The 380-nt window shown below is 71.6% G+C and carries 1 protein-coding gene; it reads left to right on the top strand.

Annotation, left to right across the window (positions count from 1 at the left end; translation table 11 throughout):
• The coding region (locus KHA85_RS17235; RefSeq protein ID WP_213186721.1) for a pyridoxal-phosphate dependent enzyme at positions 1-380 on the top strand (380 nt) is incomplete at both ends.

The following is a 380-nucleotide window of genomic DNA, read 5'->3' as shown; positions in this document are numbered from 1 at the left end:
TGGTCGAAGCCGCCCGGGCCCGCGGCGAACTCACACCCGGGGCCCGCATCGTGGATTCCACCAGCGGCAGCCTCGGATTGGGCCTGGCGCTGGCCGGGCAAGCCTACGGGCATCCGGTCACCGTGGTCACCGACACCGGCATGGAACCGATCGTGCGCCACATGCTGGCCGCCTACGGCGCCGATGTCGAGCTGGTCACCGAGCCGCACCCGGTGGGGGGCTGGCAACAGGCCCGCAAAGAGCGGGTCGCGCAGCTGCTGGCCGCCGACCCCGAGGCGTGGTGCCCCGACCAGTACAGCAATCCCGACAACGTCGAGGCCTACCGGCCGCTGGCGTGCGAGCTGCTCGACCAACTCGGCCACATCGACGTGCTGGTGTGC

Source organism: Dietzia massiliensis (assembly GCF_018390595.1).
Taxonomy (GTDB): Bacteria; Actinomycetota; Actinomycetes; order Mycobacteriales; family Mycobacteriaceae; genus Dietzia; species Dietzia massiliensis.
This window is presented reverse-complemented; position numbering and strand designations above follow the sequence as displayed.